The sequence below is a fragment of the Streptomyces sp. NPDC052042 genome (assembly GCF_044548345.1).
GTDB lineage: Bacteria > Actinomycetota > Actinomycetes > Streptomycetales > Streptomycetaceae > Streptomyces.
Genome location: NZ_JBIUBU010000001.1, coordinates 368068 through 390438, shown reverse-complemented (window position 1 = coordinate 390438; position 22371 = coordinate 368068). Strand labels below are relative to the sequence as shown.

Sequence of the window (22371 nt, the reverse complement as noted above, 5' to 3'; positions counted from 1 at the left end):
GAGGGGTGGGGCGCAGGGGTGCCCACCATGGAGGAAGAGGAGCGGGCGGCGGAGAAAGAGGAGGAAAAGGGGCGTCAGATGACGGTCGCGGTCCCGCATTCCACCCCTTCGGGGTGTCGGGCGGCGCGTTGGGCACCCTCCCCGCGCGACCCCAAATGGCGTCCAGTAGGGTTTGGTCCGCATAAACATCCAAACCCCTGCCCGCGTCAGGGCCGCGACCGACCAGAACGACCGGCCGCGCCGACCGCGTGGGCGAGACTCTCGGGAAGGCGCTACGTGAGTCCCAACGGCTCCGACCGCTCGTCGCGGCGCCCGATGCGGCGGAAGCTGCCGCAGGTGCTGACTGCGGGCCTGATCCTGGCAACCGCCACCGGTTGCACATACAAGGACTTCCCCCGCCTCGGTATGCCCTCGCCGGTGACGGAAGAAGCACCGCGGATCCTCTCCCTCTGGCAGGGCTCGTGGGCGGCAGCGCTCGCCACGGGCGTGCTGGTCTGGGGCCTGATCCTGTGGAGCGTCATCTTCCACCGGCGCAGCCGCACCAAGGTCGAGGTTCCTCCGCAGACCAGGTACAACATGCCCATCGAGGCGTTGTACACCGTGGTTCCCCTGATCATCGTCTCGGTGTTCTTCTACTTCACCGCACGTGATCAGTCGAAGCTCCTCGAACTCAAGGAGCCGGCCCACACCATCAACGTGGTCGGCTACCAGTGGAGCTGGGGATTCAACTACATCGAGAACGTGGACGGCTCGACCGCCACGGGCAACGAGGTCCCCAAGGAGCTCGACGCCATCCCGGACAAGTTCCGGAAGGATTTCCCCAAGGGCGCGGAGGGCGTCTACGACTACGGCATCCCGGGCACGCGGGACCCGGAGACCAACAACCCGGGCCCGACCCTGTGGCTGCCGAAGGGCGAGCGGGTCCGCTTCATCCTGACCTCGCGTGACGTCATCCACTCCTTCTGGGTGGTGCCGTTCCTGATGAAGCAGGACGTCATCCCGGGCCACACCAACGCCTTCGAAGTGACCCCCAGCGAGGAGGGCACGTTCTTGGGTAAGTGCGCCGAGCTCTGCGGCCAGGACCACACCCGGATGCTCTTCAACGTCAAGGTCGTCTCCCCGGAGCGCTACCAGGCGCACCTCAAGGAGCTGGCGGAGAAGGGGCAGAAGGGCTACGTGCCGGCCGGCATCAAGCAGACTGACCCGGCCAGGAATGCGGAGACGAACAAACTGTGAGCATCCTCAACGAACCCCAGGGTGCCGCGGCAGCAGACGACTCGTACGAGGACGAGCTGCCGGTCCGGCGCAAGCAGCCGGGGAACATCGTCGTCAAGTGGCTGACCACCACCGACCACAAGACGATCGGCACGCTTTATCTGGTCACATCGTTCGTGTTCTTCTGCATCGGCGGTCTGATGGCGCTCTTCATGCGCGCCGAGCTGGCCCGTCCCGGCACGCAGATCATGTCGAACGAGCAGTTCAACCAGGCGTTCACGATGCACGGCACGATCATGCTGCTGATGTTCGCGACGCCGCTGTTCGCCGGTTTCGCGAACTGGATGATGCCGCTGCAGATCGGCGCGCCCGATGTGGCGTTCCCGCGGCTGAACATGTTCGCCTACTGGCTGTACCTCTTCGGCTCGCTGATCGCGGTGGCCGGCTTCCTCACCCCGCAGGGTGCGGCCGACTTCGGCTGGTTCGCCTACTCCCCGCTCTCCGACGCGGTCCGGTCGCCCGGCATCGGCGCCGACATGTGGATCATGGGCCTGGTTTTCTCCGGTTTCGGTACGATCCTCGGCTCGGTCAACTTCATCACCACGATCATCTGCATGCGCGCGCCCGGCATGACGATGTTCCGCATGCCGATCTTCACCTGGAACGTCCTGCTGACCGGTGTGCTGGTCCTGCTGGCCTTCCCGGTTCTCGCCGCCGCGCTCTTCGCGCTGGAGTTCGACCGTAAGTTCGGTGCGCACATCTTCGATGCGGCCAACGGCGGGGCATTGCTCTGGCAACACCTCTTCTGGTTCTTCGGCCATCCAGAGGTGTACATCATCGCCCTACCGTTCTTCGGGATCATCTCCGAGATCGTCCCGGTGTTCAGCCGCAAGCCGATGTTCGGTTACATCGGCCTGGTCAGCGCCACCATCGCCATCGCGGGTCTCTCCGTGACGGTGTGGGCGCACCACATGTACGCCACCGGTGGTGTACTGCTGCCGTTCTTCTCCTTCATGACGTTCCTCATCGCGGTGCCCACCGGGGTGAAGTTCTTCAACTGGATCGGCACGATGTGGAAGGGGTCGTTGTCCTTCGAGACACCGATGCTCTGGGCCGTCGGCTTCCTGATCACCTTCACCTTCGGTGGTCTGACCGGTGTGATCCTCGCGTCGCCGCCGCTGGACTTCCACGTCACGGACTCGTACTTCGTCGTCGCGCACTTCCACTACGTCATCTTCGGCACCGTGGTCTTCGCGATGTTCGCCGGATTCCACTTCTGGTGGCCGAAGTTCACCGGCAAGATGCTGGACGAGCGGCTGGGCAAGATCACCTTCTGGACGCTGTTCGTGGGCTTCCACGGCACGTTCCTGGTGCAGCACTGGCTGGGTGCCGAGGGCATGCCGCGCCGTTACGCGGACTACCTCGCTGCCGACGGCTTCACCGCGCTGAACACGATCTCGACGATCGCGTCGTTCCTGCTCGGCCTGTCGATGCTGCCGTTCTTCTACAACGTGTGGAAGACCGCCAAGTACGGCAAGAAGATCGAGGTCGACGACCCGTGGGGCTACGGGCGCTCGCTGGAGTGGGCGACCTCCTGCCCGCCGCCGCGGCACAACTTCCTCACGCTGCCGCGGATCCGTTCCGAATCCCCGGCCTTCGACCTGCACCACCCTGAGATCGCGGCCCTGGAGCAGCTGGAGTTCCAGCCCGAGGGCGACAAGGCCCTCGCCGGCGGCAAGGAGGCGGGCAAGTGAAGATCCAGGGCAAGATGTTCCTCTGGTTGGGCGTCTTCCTTCTCGCCATGACCATCACGTACGGCGTGTGGTCGAAGGAGCCGGTGGGCACCACCACGCTCTTCCTGGCCTTCGGCCTGAGCATCATGATCGGCTTCTACCTGGCCTTCACGGCTCAGCGGGTCGACGCCATGGCTCAGGACAACAAGGAGGCGGACATCGCCGACGAGGCCGGCGAGGTGGGGTTCTTCGCCCCGCACAGCTGGCAGCCGCTCTCCCTGGCCTTGGGTGCTTCCCTCGCCTTCCTGGGCATCATCTTCGGCTGGTGGCTGATGTACTTCTCGATCCCGCTGATCGTGATCAGTCTGCTCGGCTGGGTCCTCGAGTACTACCACGGCGAGAACCGCACGCAGTGACCGCGCGTCACGGCGCCATCGGCTCCATCTGACGGGGGCCCGTACTCTCCACTGAAGGGGGTACGGGCCCCCGTTTGCACGCATAAGACGCGCCAAAAGGGATGAAATATCCATAACGTGGGTTCATGGACCACACGCTGCGCATCCGCCCCGTAGTGGGCGGCACCCTGCTTGCCGCGACCCTGGTAGCGGTCGCGGCCGCCTGCGGAGGCTCCGACGACCACCCGTTCACGGCGAAGCCGTACGACGCGGCGGACGAGATCACCTCCAACCTCCCGGAGGGCGACAAGAAGGTGGACTCCGACCGGCCGCTCGAGGTCGGTGTCAAGGACGACGACGGCCGGATCACGGACGTGACGGCCACGGATGCCACCGGACGCCGCCTGGCGGGCGAACTCGACACCGACGGGAAGCGTTGGCGCTCCACCTCCCCGCTCGCCGCCGGCAGCCGCTACACCGTGCGCGTCAGCATGGAGGACGGCGACGGCGCCCCCGGCGCCGGCACGCTCTCCTTCGAGACCGGCGTCACCAAGAAGAAGACCCTGAAGGTCGCCTTCGGTCCCAAGGCGGGCACCTACGGCGTGGGGCAGCCCATCACCGCGGAACTGAGCGCGCCGGTCAAGGACAAGGCCGCCAGGGCCGTCGTGGAACGCGGCCTGCGGGTCCGCTCCACGCCGGCCGTCACCGGATCCTGGTACTGGGTCGACGACAAGACCCTGCACTACCGCCCGAAGGAGTACTGGCCCGCCAAGGCCAGGATCGACGTCACCAGCGGGCTGGCGGGCATCAAGGTCACCGACGCCCTCTACGGAACGCCCACGAAGGCGCTGAAGCTCACCACGGGCGACCGCATCGAGGCCATCACCGACGCGGCCGCACACACGATGACCGTCAAGCGCGACGGCAAAGTGATCAATACCATTCCGGTCACCACCGGCAAACCCGGCTTCGACACCCGGAACGGGATCAAGGTCGTGCTGTCCAAGGAGTACTCCGTACGGATGCGCGGTGAGACGATCGGCATCGCGGCGGGCTCGAGCGACTCCTACGACCTCCAGGTCTACTACGCGACCCGCGTGACCTGGAGCGGCGAGTACGTCCACGCGGCCCCCTGGTCCGTCGGCGCGCAGGGGTACGCGAACGTCAGCCACGGCTGCACGGGCATGACCACCGGCTTGGCCGAGTGGTTCTTCAACACCGTGCGCGAGGGCGACATCATCCAGTTCGTCGGCACCCAGGGCGAGATGATGACCCCGTTCGACAACGGATTCGGCGACTGGAACCTGTCCTGGGACGCGTGGCAGAAGGGCAGCGCACTGCGCAACGGCGCCGAACCGGAACGCCCCGACACGGTCCAGGCCGCGCGCCTGCGTCCCCAGGTCTGACCCGCCCGTCCCGCCCCTCCGACCGGACGGGCGGGACGCGGCGGCGGCGTCAGGCGTCCACGCAGAGCCTGTTGCGCAACAGGGCCGCCAGGGCGTCCGCGAACTCGACCGGATCGACCGGAAGGGTCACCGCGGCGTCCGCGCGGCTCCAGGTGGCCAGCCAGGCGTCCTGCGGGCGTCCGATCAGCAGCAGGACGGGCGGGCAGCGGAAGATCTCGTCCTTGATCTGCCGGCAGACGCCCATGCCGCCCGCGGGCGCCGTCTCGCCGTCCAGCACGCAGACGTCGATGCCGCCGCTCTCCAGCGCTTCCAGGACGGCGGGCAGGGTGGCGCACTCCAGGTATTCCACCGGTGGCACGTCGGCGGCCGGCCTGCGTCCGGCTGCCAGCCTCACCTGCTCACGGGTGTTGGCGTCGTCGCTGTAGACCAGGACCGTGGCGGTCGGCTGCATTGTTCCTCCGTCGTGACATCCGTGTCTGCGGGGCTTCCAGGGCATGAACCGATGGGCGGATCGTACTCCGCCGGACGGCCTGTCAGCACCGTCCGCGACGGCGGATTCATGGTCCTTTCGAGGACGGCACACCCGGTTGACACACCGAACGGCACCCCCCGGAGTGAGGGCGGGATAAGCGACCGACATAATGTCGGTCGTGGCGACAGCAACGACAGTAGAAACCGGGCACGCGCACCCGTCGGTCAATCGACCGAACCTCACCAGCGTCGGAACCATCATCTGGCTGAGTTCCGAGCTGATGTTCTTCGCGGCCCTCTTCGCGATGTACTTCACCCTGCGATCGGTGATGGGACCCGATCACTGGAAGGAGATGGCCGGGCACCTTAACTTCCCGTTCTCGGCGACGAACACCACGATCCTGGTGCTCTCCTCGCTCACCTGCCAGCTCGGCGTCTTCGCCGCCGAGCGGGGCGACGTGAAGAAGCTCCGCACCTGGTTCATCATCACGTTCGTGATGGGTTCGATCTTCATCGGAGGCCAGATCCTCGAGTACACCGAGCTGGTCAAGGAGGCGGGCCTCTCGCTCTCCTCCGACCCGTACGGCTCGGTGTTCTACCTGACGACCGGCTTCCACGGGCTGCACGTGACAGGCGGGCTCATCGCCTTCCTGCTCGTCCTGGGCAGGACGTACGCGGCCAAGAGGTTCACCCACGAACAGGCCACCTCGGCCATCGTCGTGTCCTATTACTGGCACTTCGTCGATGTCGTGTGGATCGGCCTCTTCGCCACGATTTACATGATCAAGTAACCGGGCCCGGCCCGAACTACACGATCGCGTAAGCGGGCTCGACCCGAACCACATCCAGCATCGACGCAGAAGATCCTGACACCGGGGTAATCCGTGAAAAAGCTCTCCGCTCGACGACGCCATCCGTTGGCGGCGGTCGTCGTACTACTCTTCGCGCTGGCGGCTACTGGGGGGCTCTACGCCGCGTTTGCGCCCGCGAGTAAGGCGCAGGCCGACGAAACCGCCCAGTCCCTCGCCATCGACGAGGGGAAGAAGCTGTACGCCGTCGGTTGTGCCAGCTGCCACGGAACCGGCGGTCAGGGCACTACCGACGGGCCGAGCCTGGTCGGCGTGGGCTCCGCCGCCGTCGACTTCCAGGTCGGCACGGGCCGCATGCCGGCGCAGCAGCCGGGCGCCCAGGTGCCGAAGAAGAAGGTCATCTACAGCCAGGCCGAGATCGACCAGCTCGCCGCTTACGTCGCGTCCCTCGGCGCTGGTCCGATCACGCCGACCAAGCAGCAGCACGACCCGGCCGGCGCGGACTCCGCCAAGGGCGGCGAGCTGTTCCGCAACAACTGCGCGCAGTGCCACAACCTCACCGGCCAGGGCGGTGCGCTGACGAACGGCAAGTACGCGCCCAACCTTGAGGGCGTGTCGTCGAAGCACCTGTACGAGGCCATGCAGACCGGCCCGCAGAGCATGCCGTCCTTCCCGGACACGACAATGCCCGAGCAGCAGAAGCGGGACATCATCGCCTACGTCAAGGCCGTGAACAGCGATGACACGCCGAGCCCCGGCGGTCTCTCGCTGGGTGGCCTGGGCCCGGTCAGTGAGGGCCTGTTCGCCTGGATCTTCGGTCTCGGCGCCCTGATCGCACTCGCCGTTTGGGTCGCCGCCCACACCGCTAAGGCCAAGAAGTCATGAGTAGCGAAAAGATTCCAGACGAGAACCTGCCCACGGCGCAGGACACCGCGCACGCCGCGGTAGAGGTCGCGGACAACCCGTTCGCCGACCCGGGGCTGCCGGCGCACGAGCCGCGCATCCAGGACCTTGACGAGCGGGCCGCGAAGCGCTCCGAGCGCACCGTCGCCCTGTTCTTCACGCTGTCGATGCTGGCGACGATCGGCTTCATCGCGTCGTACGTCATCTTCCCGGTCGACAAGATCGTGTACATCTGGCCCTTCGGCCATGTGAGCGTGCTCAACTTCTCCCTGGGGCTGACCCTGGGCGTGGCTCTCTTCGCGATCGGCGCCGGGGCCGTCCACTGGGCGCGCACCCTGATGTCCGACGTGGAGGTCGCCGACGAACGGCACCCGATCGAGGCCGAGCCCGAGGTCAAGGCGAAGGTCCTGACGGACTTCGCCGAGGGAGCCAAGGAGTCCGCGCTCGGTCGGCGCAAGCTGATCCGCAACACCATGTTCGGCGCGCTGGCCCTGGTGCCGCTCTCCGGTGTGGTGCTGCTGCGCGACCTCGGCCCGCTGCCGGAGAAGAAGCTCCGCAACACCATGTGGGGCAAGGGCAAGCAGCTCATCAACATGAACACGATGCAGCCGCTGCGTCCCGAGCACGTCGCCGTCGGTTCGCTGACCTTCGCCATGCCCCAGGGCCTGACGCAGGACGCGGAGGACTACAACAACCAGATCGCCAAGGCCGCGCTGATGATCGTCCGCATCGAGCCGGATGACATCAAGGACAAGCGCGAGCGCGAGTGGGCGCACGAGGGAATCGTCGCCTTCTCCAAGATCTGCACCCACGTCGGCTGCCCGATCAGCCTGTACGAGCAGCAGACGCACCACGTGCTGTGCCCGTGCCACCAGTCCACCTTCGACCTCTCCGACGGCGCCCGCGTCATCTTCGGTCCGGCCGGTCACGCCCTTCCGCAGCTGCGGATCGGCGTGAACAGCGAGGGCAACCTCGAAGCGCTCGGTGACTTCGAAGAGCCCGTCGGTCCTGCATTCTGGGAGCGCGGATGAGTACCGTGACGACGAACACGCCCGGTGCCGCCGCACCGGGCAATCGCAAGGCGCCCGCCGGCGAGCGGGTGGCCGACTGGGCGGACGGCCGGCTGGGGATCTACACCCTGGCCAAGGCCAACCTGCGCAAGGTCTTCCCGGACCACTGGTCCTTCATGCTCGGGGAAGTCGCGCTCTACAGCTTCATCATCATCATCCTCACGGGTGTGTACCTGACGCTGTTCTTCCATCCGAGCATGAACGAGGTCGTGTACCACGGCTCGTTCGAGCCGATGCAGGGCATCAAGATGTCCGAGGCGTACGCCTCGACGCTGAACATCAGCTTCGACGTCCGCGGTGGTCTGCTGGTCCGCCAGATCCACCACTGGGCCGCGCTGATCTTCCTGGCCAGCATGTTCGTGCACATGATGCGCGTCTTCTTCACGGGCGCGTTCCGCAAGCCGCGTGAGATCAACTGGCTGTTCGGCTTCCTGCTGTTCGTGCTGGGCATGTTCACCGGTTTCACCGGCTACTCGCTCCCGGACGACCTGCTGTCCGGTACGGGTATCCGCTTCACCCAGGGCGCGATCCTGTCGATGCCGATCGTCGGCACCTACATCTCGATGTTCCTGTTCGGCGGAGAGTTCCCCGGCCACGACTTCGTCGCCCGGTTCTACTCGATCCACATCCTGCTGCTGCCGGGCATCATGCTCGGTCTCGTGGTGGCGCACCTGATCCTCGTCTTCTACCACAAGCACACGCAGTTCCCCGGCCCCGGCCGCACCCAGAAGAACGTCGTCGGCATGCCGCTCATGCCGGTGTACATGGCGAAGGCGGGTGGATTCTTCTTCCTGGTCTTCGGCATCATCGCCATCATCTCGGCGATCGCCACGATCAACCCGGTCTGGAACATCGGCCCGTACCGTCCGGACCAGGTGTCCACCGGCGCCCAGCCCGACTGGTACATGGGCTTCGCCGAGGGTCTGATCCGAGTGATGCCGGGCTGGGAGATCAACCTGTGGGGTCACACGCTCGCCCTGGGTGTGTTCATCCCGCTGATGGTCTTCGGACTGGTACTCGTGGCCATCGCGGTCTACCCGTTCCTCGAGTCCTGGATCACCGGTGACAAGCGCGAGCACCACCTGCTGGACCGCCCGCGCAACGCGCCGACCCGGACGGCCTTCGGCGTCGCCTGGATCACCGTCTACGTCATCGTCTTCATCGGCGGTGGCAACGACCTGTGGGCCACGCACTTCCACCTGTCGATCAACGCCATCTCCTGGTTCATCCGGATCTTCATCTTCGCGGGCCCGGTGATCGCGTTCGTCATCACCCGGCGGATCTGCCTCGGCCTCCAGCGCCGTGACAAGGAGAAGGTGCTGCACGGGCGCGAGTCCGGCATGATCAAGCGCCTGCCGCACGGTGAGTTCGTGGAGATCCACGAGCCGCTCGGTCCCGAGCAGCTGCACACGCTCACCCAGCACGAGCAGTACGAGCCGGTCGAGATCGGCCCGACGGTCGACGAGAACGGTGTCGAGCGCAAGGTCTCCGCGTTGCAGAAGCTGCGCGCCCGACTCAGCAAGGGCTACTACGGCGAGAACGGTCAGGTCGCCAAGCCCACCGTCGAGGAGTACAAGGAGATCACCAGCGGCCACGGCCACCACTGATCACCTGAACTGATCGCCACGGCGAGAGCCCCGTCCACCCGATGGACGGGGCTCTTCGCTGTCCATGGCGCTCGATAGGGTGGGAGCCGATCCTTTTATCGGCTGTGGACCCAGGAGCGGACCATGAACGTTGTGACCCCGGTCGGCGGCGACAGCGTGGCGGACCGTTCCTGGCCCCGCCTGCTGAACCCGCTGCTGCGCGGCGAGGACCTGAGTGCGGACGACACCGCGTGGGCCATGGACCGGATCATGAGCGGCGAGGCGACCGATGTGCAGATCGCCGGCTTCGCGGTGGCCCTGCGCGCCAAGGGCGAGACGGTCGACGAGGTGTCCGGCCTGGTGCGTGCGATGTACGAACACGCCAACATCATCGAGGTCCCCGGCCGCACGGTCGACATCGTCGGCACCGGCGGCGACCTTGCCAAGACGGTCAACATCTCCACCATGTCGGCGATAGTCATCGCGGGCACCGGCGCCAGGGTCGTGAAGCACGGCAACCGTGCCTCCTCGTCGGCGAGCGGCTCCTCCGACGTGCTGGAGAAGCTCGGCGTCAACCTGGAACTCAGCGCGCAGCGCGTGGTCGAGGTCGCCGAGGAGGCGGGCATCACCTTCTGCTTCGCCGTGAAGTTCCACCCCGCGCTGCGGTACGCCGCACGCGCCCGCAAGGAGCTGGGCGCCCAGACGACGTTCAACGTCCTCGGCCCGCTCACCAACCCGGCTCGGGTGCGCACCCAGGCCGTCGGCGTGGCCGATCTGCGGATGGCGCCCATCGTCGCCGGGGTCCTCGCCGAGCGCGGCAACTCGGCGCTCGTCTTCCGCGGCGACGACGGTCTCGACGAGCTGACGACGACCGCGACCTCGCGGGTCTGGGTGGTCCGGGACGGCGCGGTGCGCGAGGAGGCGTTCGACCCGCGCGACATCGGCCTGGAACTGGTCCCGGCCGAGGCGCTGCGCGGCGGCGCCCCCTCGTACAACGCGGATGTGGCCCGACGGGTGCTGGCCGGGGAGCGGGGGCCCGTGCGGGAGGCCGTGCTGCTCAACTCGGCGGCGGCGCTGGTCGCCCTGGAACCGACGGACGACACGCTGAACGAGCAGCTGGCCGCCGGGGTCGTGAGGGCCGCCGAGTCCATCGACTCCGGGGCGGCGCGGCGGGCACTGGAGCGCTGGGTGGCGGCCAGCAACGCCTGAACCGGCGGGAGGCGACGCGGGGCGCGGTCCGGATCCTGGACCGCGCCCTTGCGCGTTCACCCGTGTATGGCAAGATGCAGGAAGGTCATGAGTGACAGCGACTACGGCCCCGGCCCGCTGTCCGGCAACCCTCCGTCCGTGGCGGGGTGCCCCGGGTGAAGACCGGGCCGCAGGCAGTGAGGTCTGCGGCAAGCGCGGGCCCCTCGGCATCAGTGCATGCCCATCCCCGGGGTCCTGGTCCCTAGGGAGTCTCCTGTGAGCAAGCGAATGCGCTAGGCCGTGTCCGGCCAGCCGCCCGGCCCGTGACACCCGGTACGCGCACTCGCCGCGTTGTCGGAGTCATCCGGATACATCCGGATGATTCTCCGCCCGCGGTCGCACGTACCGGACGCCACGCGCCCCGCCCCACGGGCGGACGGCGGCATGTGCCAGGCGCGGCCCGGGATGTCCGTGTCCCTCTCCGCACCCCTTCACTCTTTTCGCCGCGCTGCCGCGTATCCGGCGGCGCGCGCCTTTCGCCTGCCTGCCACGGGAGTTCGCCATGTCTGTCCTCACCGCCGCCGCCGACCAGTCGCTTTGTTCCCCTCTGCCGGTTCTGGGCAGGGATGTGACGGTCCCTCTGGTCACGGGGGGTGAAGTCGCCTACGCCGCACTCGACTACGCCGCGAGCGCCCCGGCCCTCCAGCGCGTCTGGGACGACATCGCCGCGTACGCCCCGTACTACGGCAGCGTGCACCGCGGCGCCGGGTACCTCTCGCAGCTCTCCACGGACCTCTTCGAGAACAGCCGCGCGACCGTCGCCGAGTTCCTCGGCTGCCGCCCCGACGACCAGGTGGTCTTCACCCGGTCGACCACCGACTCGCTCAATCTGCTGGCCGCGGTCGTTCCCGCCGGCTGCCAGGTGTTCGTGTACGAGACCGAGCACCATGCCTCGCTGCTGCCGTGGCGCGAGGCCCGGGTGACGTACCTGAACGCCCCGCGCACCCCGGCCCAGGCCGTCGAGACGCTGGAGAGGGCGCTCGCCGACCGCGACCCCGCGGCCCCCGCGCTGGTCTGCGTCACCGGTGCCTCCAACGTCACCGGCGAGCTGTGGCCGGTCGAGGAGCTGGCGGCCGTCGCGCACGCGCACGGCGCCCGGATCGTGCTGGACGCCGCGCAGCTCGCCCCGCACCACCCCGTCGACATCGCCGAACTGGACGTCGACTGGGTCGCCTTCTCCGGGCACAAGCTCTACGCGCCGTTCGGCTCGGGCGTGCTCGCGGGCCGGGCCGACTGGCTGCGGGACGCCGAACCGTACCTGGCCGGCGGCGGCGCCTCGCGCAAGGTCGCCCGCCGTGCCGACGGCGGTGTGGACGTCGAATGGCACACCACCGCCGCCCGTCACGAGGCCGGTTCCCCCAACGTGATCGGCGCGTACTCCATCGCCTCCGCGTGCAAGGCGCTCACCGAGGCGGGCTTCGACGACCTGGTCGTCCGGGAGCAGCGCCTCGTCGCCGCCGTCCGCGCCGGGCTCGCCGAGGTCCCCGAGGTCACGGTGCTCTCGCTGTTCGGCGACGACGCGCCGCGGGTGGGCGTCATCTCGTTCGTGGTGGAGGGCTGGAACAGCTCGCACTTCGCCGCGGCGCTCTCCGCCGAGTACGGCATCGGGGTCCGCGACGGGCTGTTCTGCGCCCACCCGCTGGTCCGCACGCTGCTGGGCGGCGACCCGCGGGAGGCCGGGGGGTGCGGCGCGCCGGAGGCCGGGCCGGGGGAGCCCTCGCTCAACGCGATCCGGGTGAGCTTCGGCGCGGGTACGCCCGACGAGCACGTCGAGCGCTTCGTGTGCGCGGTCAAGGAGCTGGTCGCCCAGGGCGCCCGGTGGACGTACCGCACCGAGGGCGGGCGCTGCGTCCCGGACCGGGGCGAGACGCAGCTCCGATGAGCGCATGACACCCTCGGCGGGGCGGGTCCGCCCTTGCCGAGGGTGTCGCGGGCCGGGACGCTACGCGTCGAGGCCGATGTTGAAGGCGGCCTCCAGGTCGTGCTGCGAGTACGTGCGGAAGGCCACGTGCGTGTCGGTGGCCTCGACGCCGGGGATCTTGCTGATCCGGCCGGGGATGACGTCCGCCAGGTCGTCGTGGTGGGCCACCCGGACCATGGCGATCAGGTCGTAGGTGCCGGTGACGGAGAAGACCTCGCTGACGTTGTCCAGCGCGGCGATGGCCTCGGCGATCTCGGGAATCCGGTCCACGCTGGTCTTGATGAGCACGATCGCGCTGATCACGGCTGGTTCTCTCCCTCGGTGGCCGCTGCTGGGGCCTTCACTCTATCCGTCCGCCGGTAGCGCCCCCAGGCGTAGAAGAAGCCGAGGGCGAAACCGACCACATGGGCCAGATAGGCCACGCCCGGCCCCCCGTCGCCGGCGTTCCGGACCGCCAGCCACTGCAGGACGAACCAGAAGATGAGCACGATCCAGGCCGGGAAGCGCAGCGGCAGGAAGAAGAGGAACGGGAACAGGCTGGTGACCCTGGCCCTGGGGAACAGGTACAGGAAGGCGCCCAGCACCGCCGAGATGGCCCCCGAGGCGCCGACGAGCGTCTGATCGGAGGTGGCGTGCGCGGCGGCGTAGGCGACCAGGGCGAGACAGCCGCAGACGACGTAGAAGAGGGTGAACTCGACGCGCCCCATGCGTTCCTCGGTCATCGCCCCGAACACGTACAGGAACAGCATGTTCCCCAGCAGGTGCAGCCAGCTGCCGTGCACGAAGAGGGCGGTGAGCGGGGTGAGCAGGACGTGTCCGGAGCCGTTCCACAACTCGTTCGGGATCACTCCCCAGCGTTCGAAGTAGCCGGCCTGCGCGGCGAGCACGGCGTCGGCGGTGCCGTGGGGCGGGCGCAGGCCGGAGAGCGGGCCGAGGGCGAAGATCAGACAGCACACGGCGATCAAGGTGTGGGCGACCAGTGGTCCGCCCGAGGTGACCGTCCGTAGGAGTCCGCTGGTCAGCCTGCCGGCCGCAGCTCGCAGATCGATCATGAACAGAGCATGACGCAAGCGGAGGGAACGGGACAGACCGCCTCGCCGTGACGGGCCGACGCGGCAAGGCCGTAGGGTTAAGAGAGGGGCTGGAGGGCGGTGAGGACCGCCCTTCGCCGCTCCGGAGGCCGGGCGATCCGCAGTTCGACGGCGCACCGCGAGATCTTGAAGCAGACGGCACGAGGCTCGACGAAAGAGGACGCAACGATGACGACGGTTCCGCAGCCGACCGACGGGACTCGCTGGCGCTGCACGCTCTGCGGCAACCTCACGCGGTTCGACGTGACCCGCTCCTCGAAGACCGTCGAGTACGTCCACCTCGACCTGGCCGGTGAGGCCACCGTCGAGGAGCGCGAGGTGGTCAGTGAGACCATCGAGTCGGTGCGTTGCCGTTGGTGCAACGCGGTGGACCAGATCGAACTGGTCGCCAGGCCGGGTGCCGACTCCTGACGGAGTCGCACGCATAGTCGATTTGGGGTGACGGATGGTGGAGCAGCCCGCAGGCGGCACCGAGTCGGCCGGGGCGGCCGACGGCGCTGCCGAGGTGCTCGACCGGCCGCTTCCCGAAGGCGTACGGCGGCGGGTCGTGGCGCTCGTCTCGGACGCGTTCGGCGACCTGACGATCAGCGAACTCCCGTCCCCACTGAGGCAGTACGCCCGCTTCACGCCGACCCGTCGCGCCAAGTTCGCCGGGAACGCGATGGCGGCGACGCTGGAGAGCGACGCGCTGTTCCGGCAGCGTATCGGTGAACGGCTCAAGGAGCAGCAGCCGGAGCTGGCGGTCGCCCTGGAGTCCGGGGCGCCGCCCGCCGCCGCCGACCCGGTGGACGTCGCCGCGGCCGCCTATGTGCTGCGTCCTGCGGGCTGGGTGAAGCTGGTCGCTGCCGCGGGGGAGGAGGTCCAGCGGGTCGAGGCCGAGCGCGCCGACGAGGCCGGCCGCCGCGAGCTGGAGCGGCTGCGCGAGGAGCTGGACCAGGCCCGCGCCCAGACGAAGAGCGAGACGGAACGGCTGCGCGCCGAACTGGACGCCGCCCGCAGGGAAGCCGATTCCCTCCGGCGCAAGCTGCGCAGTGCGGTCAGCGACGTCAAGCGCGGCGAGGCGGCGCTGCGCCGCAGCCAGGCCGAGATCGACGCCGTGCGCGCCGAGGCGGCGGCCCAGGTCTCCGCCGCGGAGAGCGAGAGCCGCCGGCTCAAGGCGCGGCTCGGCGAGGCCGAGGCGTCCGCCGAGGCGGGCCGCAGGGCCGCGCGTGAGGGCCGCTCGGTCGAGGACATGCGGCTGCGCCTGCTGCTGGACACAGTGCTCGACGCGGCGCGGGGGCTCCGCCGTGAACTGGCCCTGCCGCCGGCCTCGATCCGCCCGGCGGACGGGGTCGACGCGGTCGAGCCGGGCCAGATCTCGCCCAAAGACATTGCGGCCAGGGCGCTTTCGGAGGACGACCCGGCCCTGCTCGACCAACTGCTCGCGCTGCCGCAGGCCCACCTGATCGTGGACGGCTACAACGTCACCAAGACCGGTTATCCCCAACTTCCGCTGGAGAAGCAGCGGCTGCGGCTGCTGGGCGGTCTCGCGGTGCTGGCCGCGCAGAGCGGCGCCGAGATGACCTGTGTCTTCGACGGGGCCGAACTCGCCGCCCCGGTGCTGCTCGCGCCGCCGCGCGGGGTCCGGGTGCTGTTCAGCAAGCCCGGGGTGACCGCCGACGAGCTCATCCGCCAACTGACCCGCGCCGAACCGCCGGGACGCCCGGTCGTGGTGGTCTCCACCGACCGTGAAGTCGCCGACGGAGTGGCGAAGGCGGGTGCTCGACCGGTCGCGTCCGCATTGCTCCTGAAGCGCCTTTCGCGTGTTTCATGATGATTGCGGAGACACGCCGGATTTCGGGGAACGGACCGTCAGGCCGCTGCTACGCCCTGTGTGATACGGGTAAAGAAGTGCCTACTGTGGCAAGTTTTTTCCGGTGAGGATTTGAACTGATCACAAGTTGGTCACTAGGGTCACCCTCGAACCTTCGCTCGGTTGATCACCCATCCGGGGTGACGGCGAAGGAACCGCCGAGTCCGTGATGTGCCACGGAGCCGGGGAATCGCGCCCCCCACAGCCCGGTAGGCGGCCGGAGGAAGAAGGAGATCGCCTTCGTGGCGTCCCACCGTCGTCCCAAGCAGCCGAGCCGCGCCCGTGTGACCGTGCTCACCGCGACCGCCGCCGCCGCCGTCGCTCTGACCTCCCAGGCGGCCCAGGCCGACCCCAAGCCCTCCAAGAGCGAGGTCAAGGCGAAGGTCGACAAGCTCGGCCACGAGGCCGGCGAGGCCAATGAGCAGTACTACGGCGCCAAGGAGAAGCAGCAGAAGCTGGAGAAGGAAGTCAGCGCGCTGCAGGACAAGGTGGCCCGCGGCCAGCAGGAGATCAACAACCTGCGCAGCGGCCTCGGTTCGCTCGCCGCCGCGCAGTACCGCTCCGGCGGCCTCGACCCGTCGGTGCAGCTCTTCCTCTCGTCGAACCCGGACACCTACCTCGACAAGGCGTCGGCGCTCGACCAGTTGACGGCCAAGCAGTCCGAGGCGCTCCAGAAGATCCAGGAGAAGCAGCGGGTCCTCGCGCAGGAGCGCAAGGAGGCCCAGGACAAGCTGAACGACCTCGCGGAGGTCCGCAAGACGCTCGGCGAGAAGAAGAAAAACCTCCAGTCCAAGCTCGCCGAGGCGCGGCAGCTGCTCAACACGCTGACCGCCGCCGAGCGCGAGAAGATGCGCGAGGCCGACCAGCGCGCCAGCCGCGATGCCGTCGACCGGGTCGAGCTGGGCAACGAGGTTCCCGCCTCCGCCCGCGGCTCCGCCGCCCTGAGCGCCGCGGCCACCCAGATCGGCAAGCCGTACGTCTCCGGTGGCACCGGCCCCAGCTCCTACGACTGCTCCGGGCTGACCCAGTGGGCCTATGCCCAGGCCGGCGTCCAGATCTCCCGGGTCACGTACACCCAGGTCAACGACGGCCCCCGGATCGGACGCAGTGCGCTGAAGCCGGGCGACCTGGTTTTCTTCAACAACACCTCGCACGTGGGCCTCTACGCGGGCAACAACACCGTGCTGCACGCCCCGTACCCGGGCACGTCCGTCCGCTACGAGTCGATGAACACCATGGGGAGCTTCCAGTTCGGCGTGCGCGTCGCCTGACGACGCCCGAACGGGCGAATTCCCTCGCCCCGCATGTCGGCCCGCCCCGCAGGAGACCACAGGTCACCGGCGGGGCGTCCGCGTTCCCGCCGTCCACCCGCGCCGCGAGGTCCTTGGCCGCCGCGCAGCCGTAGGACTACTGTCTGCCTGCTGTGCGGCTCCCGTCGTCGGTCCGCCCCTTCGGGCGGCAGGGGGCCGCGCACCTCTGCGTCCAGCGGAAGGGAGTGCGGCGTCCTGTGGTGTCCCACCGCCGTTCCACACAGCCCGGCCTCAACCGGGGTGCCCGCGTCACTGTTCTGTCGGCCGCGGCGGCGACCGCCGCGGCCACGCTCGGGGCGGCCCCCGCGAACGCCGACCCGCAGGACACGCCCCGGAACGTGCGGGCCCGGATCGACCGGCTGTACGCCGAGGCGGAGCGGGCCACCGAGCGGTACGACGGGGCCGGTGAGAACGCCGACCGGCTGCGCGGCGAGGTGAACCGGGCGCACGACCGGGCGGCCCGGGGGCAGGAGCACCTCAACCGGATGCGCGCGTCGCTCGGTTCGCTGGCCGCCGCCCAGTACCGCTCCGGCGGCGTGGACCCCTCGCTCGCCCTGCTGCTCTCCTCCGACCCCGACACCTACCTGGAACGGGCCGCCGCCCTGGACAGGCTGACCGAACGCCGGCTCACCGAGCTGCGGGAGTTCCAGCAGACCCGGCGCTCCCTCGCCCAGACCCGCGCGGAGGCCGTCCGGGCCCTGGCCGAGCTGGAACGCAACCGGGAGGCCGCCGGCCGCCACAAGCGGACCGTCGAACGCAAACTCGTTCAGGCCAAGCGGCTGCTGGAGACGCTGCCCGACGCCGATCGGGCCGACCTCGCCCGCGCCTCCCGCTCCGGCCGTGACGACGTGCTCGCGGCGGCGGGTCCGGCGGCCGGTTCCGCACGGGCGGCCGTCGCCGTCATGGCGGTCCGACAGGCCCTGGGCAAGCCCTATGTCTGGGGGGCCAACGGACCCGACGGCTTCGACTGCTCCGGACTCATGCAGTGGGCGTACGCGCGGGCCGGCGTCGGCCTGCCGCGTACGTCGCAGGCCCAGCGGTACGCCGGACGGATGGTGTCGCTCTCCCAGGCCCGCCCCGGGGACCTGGTCGCCTACCGCGCCGACGCCAGCCACATCGCCATGTACGTCGGCAACGGGCAGGTCGTCCACGCTCCCTACCCGGGCGCCCCGGTGCGCTACGACCCCGTCGGCATGATGCCGGTCTCCTCCGTGACCCGCGTCTGACCGGTCGGCCGGGCCGTTCTGGGGACCCGCACCCGGCTCCGCTCCCGGCCCTGCACCCCGCCCGGCCCGCTGCCCGTACCCTCGACCGGGTGATCTGGAGCGATCGACCGGACGACTCGCGGAGCGGGCGGGGCCGAGGCCGCGGGCGGCGTACGGCGCGGACGCTGCTCGCCGGGCTGCTGCTCCTCCCGTCCGCCTGTACGGCCCCCGACGGCCCCGGCACCGACGACTCCGTGCCGGCTGCCACCGCCCGTTCGGTGCGCGCCCTCCTGGACCGCCGTGCCGCCGCCGTGACGGCCCATGACACGGACGCCTACCTGGCCGCCGTCGACCCCCGCGCCACCGGACTGCGCGCGGCCCAGCGCCGCGAGCTGGACGATCTCGCGGACGTGCCGCTGGCCTCCTGGACGTACCGGGTCACGGAGCTGACCGGACGAAGCACCGGCCGTGTCACCGCGCATGTGCGGCTGGGCTACCGGATCGCGGGCTACGACCGTGCCCCGGCCACCGAGGACCGGGTGCTCGACCTGCGCAGGGACGGGGCGGACGGCCGCTGGTACCTCACCGCCGACCGGCCGGGCGGAGACGGTGGCGGCCCGCTCTGGCGGCAGGGGCGGGTCGGGGTGGTGCACGGCACGCACAGCCTGGTCCTCGGTGTCGGCCGCACCGGACGCGAGCTGCGCGCGATCGCCCGGACCGCCGACCGGGCGGTGCCCGTGGTCTCCCGCGGCTGGCCGGAGCGCTGGCCCCGCCGCGTACTGGTGCTGGTACCGCGCAGCGTCGAGGACATGGCGGGGCTGCTGGGCGCGCCCGCGGCGGACTACCGGGGCATGGCGGCCGTCACCACCGCCGGGACCGGCGGCCCGGCCGGAGCCCCGGCGGACCGGGTGATCGTCAATCCGCAGGCGTACGGCGCACTCGGCGCGTTCGGGCGGCGGATCGTCCTCACCCATGAGATCGCCCATGTCGCCACCCGGGCCCGCACCACCGGCGCCACCCCGGTCTGGCTCTCCGAGGGCTTCGCGGACCGGGTGGCCTACCGGGCCGAGCACCGCACCGCCGTGCAGGCCGCGCCCGAACTGGCCGGCGCGGTCCGGCGCGGGGAGGTGCCCGCCGCGCTCCCGGCGGACGAGGACTTCGGTTTCGCGGGCGGCGCGGCGCGGCAGGCGATGGCGTACGAGGGCGGCCGACTGGCCTGCGAGCTGATCGCCGACACCTGGGGCGAGCGGGAGCTGTTCGCCTTCTACCGGTCCGTCGCCGGGCAGCGGGAACGGGGCGGCGCGGTGGAACGGGCCCTGCGGGAGGTGCTGGACATCACCCCCGCAGAGTTCACCGCACGCTGGCGCAAGCACCTGCGCGCACGGCTCGGCTGAGCGACGGGGCGAGCCCCATGGACGGGGCCTGGCCGGGCGGTTCAGGAACCGGAGCGTTCCGGCTCCCGGGCGGCGCCGTGACGGCCCGCCAGGAGCTCGTCCCCGACGCCGTCCCCCGAGGCCCCGGGCACCGTTCGCCGCCAGAGCCGGCGGCAGGCGATCAGCGTCGCCGCCACCAGCAGGCCGTTGCGCAGGAACATCAGCCCCACGCCCGTCGCGTCACCGGCCACCACATGGGCGAAGCCGAGCGGGAACTCCGCCTGTGTCACACCCGTGGCCAGCAGCACCAGCCCGGACGGCAATCCCATCCCGCTGTCCCGGAAGACCAGGCAGACCGCCGCCAGGCCGACCAGCCACAGCATGTACTGGGGGCTGATCACCCGGCTCGTGGTCGTGAACAGCAGCACCGCCGTGAACGCGGCGTCGGCCGGGGTGCTCGCCCGGAACGCACGGGCACGCAGCCGCCAGACCAGCAGCCAGCCGAGGGCGAGGACGGACAGCCCGAGGGCGAGCGTGCTCACCAGCTCCACCCCCGGCCCCAGGAACTCCAGCGAGCCGTAGTGCAGTTCCACCCGCCCCGGCCAGCCGGCCCACCGTGCCACATGGAACACCAGCGCCCCCAGCGACTCCACCTCGGTGCCCCGGTCCCGCTGGAAGCCGAGGAAGGCGAACGCCCCGGGCAGCGCGAGCGCGCACCCCAGCGCCAGCCCGGCCGCCGTCACCGCCGCGGCCGTCCACGCCCGGCGCGTCCGCACGCCCGGCTCGGTGCCCGCCAGGACCAGCACCGGCCACACCTTCAGCAGCGCCCCGGCCGCGGCCAGCGCCCCCAGCACCCGCGGGTGCCGGACCCCTGCCAGCAGCGCCGCCACCGCGACCGCCGTCACCATCAGGTCGTAGCGGGCGTACGCGGTCGTACCGAGCAGCGGCACCCCGGCCACCCATACCCAGACCCCCGCCGCCGACCGGTCCCTCCCGCGCCCCGCGCCCCGCGCGCAGCAGCAGCCCCAGCACCAGCCCGTCGCACAGGAGCACGAGGACGAAGAAGGCCGCGGTGTAGTCGAGGAAGGGCAGCAACGCGGGGGAAAGCACCGCGAGCGCGGCCAGCGGCGGGTACTGCCAGGTCACATCGGAGCTTGGGTACGTACCGGAGCGGAGCACCTCGGACCAGCCGTGGTAGATCACCGAGACGTCGGCGGTCACGTCGGGTCCGGGCAGGACGACCACCTTCGTGACGCAGAGCAGCAGCGCGGTCCTGGTGAGGATCCACACGACGGGAGCGAGCCGCGCCCCGGTCGATCCCGTCATGGCAGCTCATCCGTTCCGTCCGTGCGTGTGCGGTGCGTACGGTGCGGATGCGGACGAACACGCACGGTACGGGAAGCCATCATGCCCGCCCGCCCCTGCGTCGGCCATCGCGACCATCCGACCGGTACTGTCGGCCGCGATGGACAAGACCCTGATCGTGACCAACGACTTCCCGCCGCGCCCCGGCGGCATCCAGGCGTTCCTGCACAACATGGCCCTGCGGCTGGACCCGGCGCGGGTCGTCGTGTACGCCTCCACCTGGAAGCGGACCCCCGAGGGCGTCGCGGCCACCGCCGCCTTCGACGCCGAGCAGCCGTTCACGGTCGTGCGCGATCCCACGACGATGCTGCTGCCGACCCCCCGGGTCACCCGGCGCGCGGCGCGTCTGCTGCGGGAACACGGCTGCGCGTCCGTGTGGTTCGGCGCCGCCGCCCCGCTCGGGCTGATGGCCCCGGCACTGCGCAGGGCCGGGGCCCGCCGCCTGGTCGCCACCACGCACGGGCACGAGGCCGGCTGGGCCCAGCTGCCCGCGGCCCGGCAACTGCTGCGGCGGATCGGCGACGGCACGGACACCCTCACCTACCTCGGGGAGTACACCCGCTCCCGGATCGCCTCGGCGCTCAGCCCCGCGGCGGCGGACCGGATGGTCCAACTGCCGCCCGGCGTGGACGAGAAGACCTTCCACCCGGGCTCCGGCGGGGACCTGGTCAGGGCCCGGCTCGGGCTCGCCGGTCGGCCCGTCGTCGTGTGCGTGTCGCGGCTCGTGCCGCGCAAGGGCCAGGACACCCTGATCCGGGCGATGCCCGCGATCCTGGAGCGGGTCCCGGACGCGGTGCTGCTGATCGTCGGCGGCGGACCGTACGCCGAGGACCTGAAGCGGCTGGCCGGGGAGACGGGGGTCGAGGCGTCGGTGCGCTTCACCGGGCCGGTGCCATGGGAGGACCTGCCCGCCCACTACGGCGCGGGCGACGTCTTCGCGATGCCCTGCCGCACCCGGCGCGGCGGTCTGGACGTGGAGGGCCTGGGCATCGTCTTCCTGGAGGCGTCCGCGACCGGGCTGCCGGTCGTCGCGGGCGACTCGGGCGGGGCCCCGGACGCGGTGCTCGACGGTGAGACGGGGTGGGTGGTGCGCGGCGGCTCTGCCGAGGAGTCCGCCGACCGGATCGTCACCCTGCTCCAGGATCCGGAGCTGCGGCGCCGGATGGGGGAGCGCGGACGGGCCTGGGTCGAGGAGAAGTGGCGCTGGGACCTGCTGGCCGAGCGGCTCAGGACCCTGCTCTGAGCCGCGGATCGACGACACGGCCCGGAGGCCGGTACGCGAGGGGGGCCGCGCCCCCGGGCGCGGCCCCCCCCGCCGACCCGCCCCGGGCGGTCACCCCCCGGAGCGCGCCGCGATCTCGGCCGCGGAGGCCGTCGCCCCCACCGTCCGCATCCGCGTCAGCGCCGGGGTGCGGTGC

General features: G+C 70.3%; 19 protein-coding genes, 1 pseudogene and 1 riboswitch. Of the genes and pseudogenes, 16 read left to right on the top strand and 4 right to left on the bottom strand.

Annotated features, from left to right (window positions below; genetic code table 11):
- The first annotated feature begins 276 nt into the window (after positions 1-276).
- From coxB to ACIHCL_RS01705, 4 genes are all read left to right on the top strand, one after another.
- Positions 277-1236 (top strand): cytochrome c oxidase subunit II, encoded by a 960-nt coding sequence (gene coxB, locus ACIHCL_RS01720; protein WP_399855719.1) that lies wholly within the window; start codon positions 277-279, stop codon positions 1234-1236.
- Positions 1233-2969 carry a cytochrome c oxidase subunit I gene (gene ctaD, locus ACIHCL_RS01715; RefSeq protein ID WP_399855717.1) on the top strand — a complete coding sequence of 579 codons (1737 nt, stop codon included), beginning with the start codon at positions 1233-1235 and terminating at the stop codon, positions 2967-2969. The genes coxB and ctaD overlap by 4 nt, the downstream gene beginning before the upstream one ends.
- Positions 2966-3364 carry a cytochrome c oxidase subunit 4 gene (locus tag ACIHCL_RS01710; RefSeq protein WP_399855714.1) on the top strand — a complete coding sequence of 133 codons (399 nt, stop codon included), beginning with the start codon at positions 2966-2968 and terminating at the stop codon, positions 3362-3364. Before ctaD ends, ACIHCL_RS01710 begins: the two co-directional genes overlap by 4 nt.
- A 125-nt stretch (positions 3365-3489) precedes the next feature.
- Positions 3490-4749, top strand: coding sequence for an Ig-like domain-containing protein (locus tag ACIHCL_RS01705; protein ID WP_399855712.1), 1260 nt, complete (start codon positions 3490-3492; stop codon positions 4747-4749).
- 49 nt (positions 4750-4798) lie between these two features.
- On the opposite strand, the gene ACIHCL_RS01700 is transcribed toward ACIHCL_RS01705, so the two are convergent.
- Positions 4799-5200 (bottom strand): hypothetical protein, encoded by a 402-nt coding sequence (locus ACIHCL_RS01700; protein ID WP_399855709.1) that lies wholly within the window; start codon positions 5198-5200, stop codon positions 4799-4801.
- Between the two features lie 190 nt (positions 5201-5390).
- Between ACIHCL_RS01700 and ACIHCL_RS01695 the strand changes: the two genes are divergently transcribed.
- From ACIHCL_RS01695 to ACIHCL_RS01670, 6 genes are all read left to right on the top strand, one after another.
- The gene (locus ACIHCL_RS01695; protein ID WP_399855706.1) at positions 5391-6011 is read left to right on the top strand and encodes a heme-copper oxidase subunit III; all 621 of its coding nucleotides are present in this window, start codon (positions 5391-5393) and stop codon (positions 6009-6011) included.
- Between the two features lie 93 nt (positions 6012-6104).
- Complete coding sequence (locus ACIHCL_RS01690; RefSeq protein WP_399855704.1) at positions 6105-6914, top strand: c-type cytochrome; 810 nt, start codon at positions 6105-6107, stop codon at positions 6912-6914.
- Entirely contained in the window at positions 6911-7963 is a 1053-nt protein-coding gene (locus ACIHCL_RS01685; protein WP_399855701.1) for a Rieske 2Fe-2S domain-containing protein, read from the top strand. The genes ACIHCL_RS01690 and ACIHCL_RS01685 overlap by 4 nt, the downstream gene beginning before the upstream one ends.
- Positions 7960-9609 carry a cytochrome bc complex cytochrome b subunit gene (locus ACIHCL_RS01680; protein ID WP_399855699.1) on the top strand — a complete coding sequence of 550 codons (1650 nt, stop codon included), beginning with the start codon at positions 7960-7962 and terminating at the stop codon, positions 9607-9609. The genes ACIHCL_RS01685 and ACIHCL_RS01680 overlap by 4 nt, the downstream gene beginning before the upstream one ends.
- A 123-nt stretch (positions 9610-9732) precedes the next feature.
- Positions 9733-10797: an anthranilate phosphoribosyltransferase gene (gene trpD / locus ACIHCL_RS01675; protein ID WP_399855697.1), complete on the top strand. Its 1065-nt coding sequence runs from the start codon at positions 9733-9735 to the stop codon at positions 10795-10797.
- Between the two features lie 83 nt (positions 10798-10880).
- Positions 10881-10998, top strand: a riboswitch (SAM riboswitch).
- A 340-nt stretch (positions 10999-11338) separates the two neighbouring features.
- Complete coding sequence (locus ACIHCL_RS01670) at positions 11339-12718, top strand: aminotransferase class V-fold PLP-dependent enzyme (protein WP_399855695.1); 1380 nt, start codon at positions 11339-11341, stop codon at positions 12716-12718.
- 60 nt (positions 12719-12778) lie between these two features.
- Here the strand turns inward: ACIHCL_RS01670 and ACIHCL_RS01665 are convergent, their stop codons facing one another.
- The gene (locus ACIHCL_RS01665) at positions 12779-13060 is read right to left on the bottom strand and encodes an Lrp/AsnC family transcriptional regulator (RefSeq protein WP_399855693.1); all 282 of its coding nucleotides are present in this window, start codon (positions 13058-13060) and stop codon (positions 12779-12781) included.
- Positions 13057-13809: a rhomboid family intramembrane serine protease gene (locus ACIHCL_RS01660; RefSeq protein ID WP_399855689.1), complete on the bottom strand. Its 753-nt coding sequence runs from the start codon at positions 13807-13809 to the stop codon at positions 13057-13059. The genes ACIHCL_RS01665 and ACIHCL_RS01660 overlap by 4 nt, the downstream gene beginning before the upstream one ends.
- A gap of 207 nt (positions 13810-14016) precedes the next feature.
- Here ACIHCL_RS01660 and ACIHCL_RS01655 point away from each other — a divergent pair, with 207 nt between their 5' ends.
- From ACIHCL_RS01655 to ACIHCL_RS01635, 5 genes are all read left to right on the top strand, one after another.
- A complete protein-coding gene (locus ACIHCL_RS01655; RefSeq protein ID WP_399855687.1) occupies positions 14017-14259 on the top strand; it encodes a hypothetical protein in 243 nt (80 codons plus the stop codon).
- A 34-nt stretch (positions 14260-14293) separates the two neighbouring features.
- Positions 14294-15661 (top strand): NYN domain-containing protein, encoded by a 1368-nt coding sequence (locus ACIHCL_RS01650; RefSeq protein WP_399855684.1) that lies wholly within the window; start codon positions 14294-14296, stop codon positions 15659-15661.
- Positions 15662-15942: 281 nt separating this feature from the next.
- Positions 15943-16971 (top strand): NlpC/P60 family protein, encoded by a 1029-nt coding sequence (locus tag ACIHCL_RS01645; protein ID WP_399855682.1) that lies wholly within the window; start codon positions 15943-15945, stop codon positions 16969-16971.
- A gap of 236 nt (positions 16972-17207) precedes the next feature.
- On the top strand, positions 17208-18236 hold the full coding sequence (locus ACIHCL_RS01640; RefSeq protein WP_399855680.1) for an NlpC/P60 family protein: 1029 nt from the start codon (positions 17208-17210) through the stop codon (positions 18234-18236).
- Between the two features lie 176 nt (positions 18237-18412).
- Positions 18413-19609, top strand: coding sequence for a hypothetical protein (locus tag ACIHCL_RS01635; RefSeq protein WP_399857095.1), 1197 nt, complete (start codon positions 18413-18415; stop codon positions 19607-19609).
- Positions 19610-19650: 41 nt separating this feature from the next.
- Here the strand turns inward: ACIHCL_RS01635 and ACIHCL_RS01630 are convergent.
- A pseudogene (locus tag ACIHCL_RS01630) lies at positions 19651-20914 on the bottom strand (glycosyltransferase 87 family protein).
- Between the two features lie 139 nt (positions 20915-21053).
- Here ACIHCL_RS01630 and ACIHCL_RS01625 point away from each other — a divergent pair.
- On the top strand, positions 21054-22196 hold the full coding sequence (locus ACIHCL_RS01625) for a glycosyltransferase family 4 protein (protein ID WP_399855677.1): 1143 nt from the start codon (positions 21054-21056) through the stop codon (positions 22194-22196).
- Positions 22197-22371 lie beyond the last annotated feature (175 nt).

Bases quoted from the DNA above. Each gene is read 5' to 3' on its own strand.
- ACIHCL_RS01705 (WP_399855712.1), top strand. From the start codon at position 3,490: ATGGACCACACGCTGCGCATCCGCCCCGTAGTGGGCGGCACCCTGCTT.
- ACIHCL_RS01700 (WP_399855709.1), bottom strand. From the start codon at position 5,200: ATGCAGCCGACCGCCACGGTCCTGGTCTACAGCGACGACGCCAACACC.
- ACIHCL_RS01695 (WP_399855706.1), top strand. From the start codon at position 5,391: ATGTCGGTCGTGGCGACAGCAACGACAGTAGAAACCGGGCACGCGCAC.
- ACIHCL_RS01685 (WP_399855701.1), top strand. From the start codon at position 6,911: ATGAGTAGCGAAAAGATTCCAGACGAGAACCTGCCCACGGCGCAGGAC.
- ACIHCL_RS01680 (WP_399855699.1), top strand. From the start codon at position 7,960: ATGAGTACCGTGACGACGAACACGCCCGGTGCCGCCGCACCGGGCAAT.
- trpD (WP_399855697.1), top strand. From the start codon at position 9,733: ATGAACGTTGTGACCCCGGTCGGCGGCGACAGCGTGGCGGACCGTTCC.
- ACIHCL_RS01670 (WP_399855695.1), top strand. From the start codon at position 11,339: ATGTCTGTCCTCACCGCCGCCGCCGACCAGTCGCTTTGTTCCCCTCTG.
- ACIHCL_RS01660 (WP_399855689.1), bottom strand. From the start codon at position 13,809: ATGATCGATCTGCGAGCTGCGGCCGGCAGGCTGACCAGCGGACTCCTA.
- ACIHCL_RS01655 (WP_399855687.1), top strand. From the start codon at position 14,017: ATGACGACGGTTCCGCAGCCGACCGACGGGACTCGCTGGCGCTGCACG.
- ACIHCL_RS01650 (WP_399855684.1), top strand. From the start codon at position 14,294: ATGGTGGAGCAGCCCGCAGGCGGCACCGAGTCGGCCGGGGCGGCCGAC.
- ACIHCL_RS01625 (WP_399855677.1), top strand. From the start codon at position 21,054: ATGGACAAGACCCTGATCGTGACCAACGACTTCCCGCCGCGCCCCGGC.